This window comes from Pseudooceanicola lipolyticus, from assembly GCF_002786325.1.
GTDB classification, from domain to species: Bacteria; Pseudomonadota; Alphaproteobacteria; order Rhodobacterales; family Rhodobacteraceae; genus Pseudooceanicola_C; species Pseudooceanicola_C lipolyticus.
On the sequence record NZ_PGTB01000260.1, the window covers coordinates 1 to 3,425 of the forward strand.

Annotated in this window: 2 protein-coding genes; both read right to left on the reverse strand. The window is 68.9% G+C overall.

Annotated features, from left to right (window positions below):
* Nucleotides 1-867: CHASE2 domain-containing protein (locus CVM52_RS24530; protein WP_133119976.1), on the reverse strand; the 867-nt coding region annotated here is incomplete at its 3' end.
* On the reverse strand, nucleotides 867-3,425 hold a 2,559-nt coding region (locus tag CVM52_RS24535), incomplete at its 5' end, for a surface lipoprotein assembly modifier (RefSeq protein ID WP_133119977.1). The genes CVM52_RS24530 and CVM52_RS24535, both read right to left, overlap by 1 nt.

Genomic DNA, 3,425 nt, shown 5'->3' on the forward strand with positions numbered 1-3,425 from the left:
CAGCGCCGCCACCACCAGCGCCAGCGCCAGCGCCATCAGCGGCGGCACCAGGCCATGCACCGGCAGGATCCAGGCCCGTGCCGCCAGCGTGCGATAGGCATGGGCATGGATCAGCACGCCGGCCATGAAGCCGGCACCCGAGGCCGTTGCCGGCACCCGGAACATCTCGGCCGCGGTGCCCGGCGCCGCCACCAGGATCACCCCCACCAGCACCGTCTTGTCACGAAACAGGCCCGGCGGCAGCATCCCGGCCGGGTCCAGCGCCTGGTAGAACGACACCACCTGCACACCGCTGGGGTCGAACCGGATCCGCGCACGCGGCGGCGCGGCGCGCCCGGCCAGCACCGCCGCCATCGCTTCGGGATCGCGGTTGATCCGGCGGATCGCCCCGTCAGGGTCAACCGGCACGTCAACGCTGGCGACCCGCGCCGACTGCGCCAGCGGCCGGATCGGCGCCACCGACATCTGCATGATCCCCTGCGGTGTTTCGCTGTGGGTGGTATACCGCGCCAGGATCACATCCTGGTCCAACGCGGTTGCCAGCGCCGCGTCGCCGGCCGGCGGGCCGGGATCGGCAAACACCACATCATAGCCGATCTGCCGCGCCCCGGCGGCGCGCAGCGCCTCGATCAGTTGCGCATGCAATTCGCGCGGCCAGGGCCAGGCCAGGCCCAGCTCGGCAAAGGTCGGGTCGTCAATTGCCACAACCACCGTCTCCGGCATCGCCTCGACCGGCGGCAGGCGGGTCGACAGGCGATCGTAAAACGCCTCGTCCACCGCTGTCAGCATCCCGGTGACCGACAGCAGCGCGGTCAGACCTGCCGCCGCCAGCGCCACCAACACCGGAACCCCGAGCCGCGCCGCCATCAGAACCGCACGGCAAGATTGGCGCGCAGCTCGCGCCCCGATGCCGCCATCTGCCAGGGCAAGGCAACCGGCCGGTCCAGCAGGTTCAGCACCTCCAGCCCCGCCGCGATCCGCTTGTCGCGGCTTTCCCAGGTCAGCACCGCGTCGAAGGTCAGCACCGAGGGCAGGCTCTGCCCAGGCACGCCCGAAAACCGCTTGCTGGTCCAGACCGCGCGCAGGTTGCCGCCAAATCCCGAGGGTTTCAGCCAGCCCACACCCAGATGTGCGGTCCAGTCCGGCATTTCCGGCAATGGTGAATTATCGAAAACGCCGCCCTCGATGCGGCTGTCCGAATGGGTCAGCGCGCCGGTCAGCCCCACGCCATTGCCCAGCCAATAGTCACCCTGCAGCGTGGCCACCGTGGCCTTGGCGCGGTCGGGGTTGAAACTGTTGATCGGGTCGCCGGTGTCATAGGTCAGGTTGCGCAGGTCCAGATGCTGCACCTCCACCCCGATCAGGGCGCGGCTGCCGATCTCGCGGTCGTAGCGCAGCGCCACGGCGGAAAGCTCGCCATCGTTCTGATAGGGAAAGCGCAGCGGCACCAGACCCAGGATCGTCACCGGCGCCAGCGTCACGGCGCCCGGATTGCCATCGACCACCGCCGCCGCGCGCAGCCACTGCCCCTTGGCCGGGGTCCAGGCCACCCCGGCGCGCCCGCCGGCCCGCACCTCGCCTTCGACCCGGTCGGCGGTCAGCAAGCCTTCCAGCGTCAGCGACGGGTTCACATATTGCCGCCGTCCCGCAAACACCCGCTTTGACGTGCTGTCCAGCACCAGCCGGTCAAAGGCCGTGGCGGTTTCACCGTTGAACAGGTTGGTGACATCGACGCGGGTATTGCTCGTTTGCAGCTCGTCGAAATATTCCAGCCCGGCGGTCCAGAACCCGGTCTCGTCCTCGGTTTGCCAGCCCAGCGAGATCTGATCAGTCTGGGTCTCGGTCTGGGCGTCGAAATCGAATTGCAGCAGCGCGGTGTCCAGCACCGCGAAACTGCGGGAAAATTCACGGGTGTCGCGCCGGGTGCGCCCCGCGAACAGCATCAGAAAGCTGCGCTCGGACAGGCGGAAACTGCCGCCCAGCCCGCCGGTGCGCGCCCGGTCATCGCTGCTTTCCAGCGCGGTCAGACCCAGGCCCACCGGCTGGGTGTTCGACACTTCCTGGTGGTCCTCGCCCAGCACCGCAAACACCCCGCCGCGCGCGCCAAACTGGGTCCCGGCAATCAGCAGGCTGTTGCGCAAGGTGTCGATCGTGGCGCTTTCCCGGCTGTTCACCCCGGAAAACTGCAGCGAATAGGCCACCGGCAGCGGCAGCCGCGAAAACCCGTGCAGCGACAGATAGCCGGATAGGTCGTTCTCGCCCGAACTGACGCCGATCTCGACATCGGTAAACGGGCGGCGGAACAGGTCGGTATAGCGCAGCCGGTAACTGGCCGACAGCGGATCCAGCCGCAGACCGTTGATATAGGCATTTTCAAACCCGTCCGAATTCGGCCCGGCCCGCCCCACCGACAGCCGGCTCAGCTGACCTTCGGCAAACAGGCTGCCCGCCGACAGCGGGTCAAAGCCGCGGTCGGCCGAATAGCGCGCCCAGCCGCTCAGCCCGATCGAGCCATAGGCATCGGCCAGCGGCGTGCCGGAACTGCGGTCGGCGGCGATGCGCGCACCAGTGCGGTTATAGCGGTTCAACAGGTCCGCCGCCCGCCGTGCCGCCACGATCGCCTCGTCGGCCTGATTGGCGTCCAGCGCGTTGATATAGGCAATGATCGGGATGATCGGATCATTCGGATCCAGCCGCGCGGCGGCGTCGAATTCCTGTTGACCCCGGGTGGTGTCACCCGCCACCTGCGACGCCGCGCCCAGCAGAATCGAGCTTTCCGCCGCCGCCGGTTGCGCCGCCAGCGCCCGCAGCAGGATCTGCTGCGCCGCCGGGTCGTTTTCCTGCAGCGCAGCGCGCCCCAGCACCCGCAGCGCCAGGTATGAACCGGGATCGGCGGCCAACAGCTTTTCGCCGATCGCCTTGGCCTCGGCAATGCGTTCCAGATCCAGCAACAGCACCGCCAGGTTGCCCAGCACCACGGGGTTGTCCGGCTCGATTTCCAGCGCCCGGCGAAGCGCGGCCTCGGCTTCCAGCGGGTGGTCCAGCTCGTCTTCCACCAGCGCCAGTTCGTTCAACAGCGAGGTGCTGTCCGGGACAATCTCCACCGCGCGTTTCAACAGACGGCGCGCGGTGACCGGATCGCCATCCAGCGAGGCCGCGATATTGGCCTGCGCCGCCAGCGTATAGGCGGATTCGGGCGCGGATTGCTCCAGTTCGCGGGTCAGCGACCGGGCCAGCGCCGCATCGTCGCGCAGAATCGCCAGCGTCACCGCCGCCTCGGTCACCGCCGGCGATCCGGCAATCGTGCCCAGCAAGGTTTGCACCCGGTCCAGATCGCCCGACATCCCGGCGATGATGGCCGCACCCAAGGCATCGGCATCGGCGGCGGTGGCCGGCGGCGGCCGCAGCGGCGCGCCGGCCTTGCT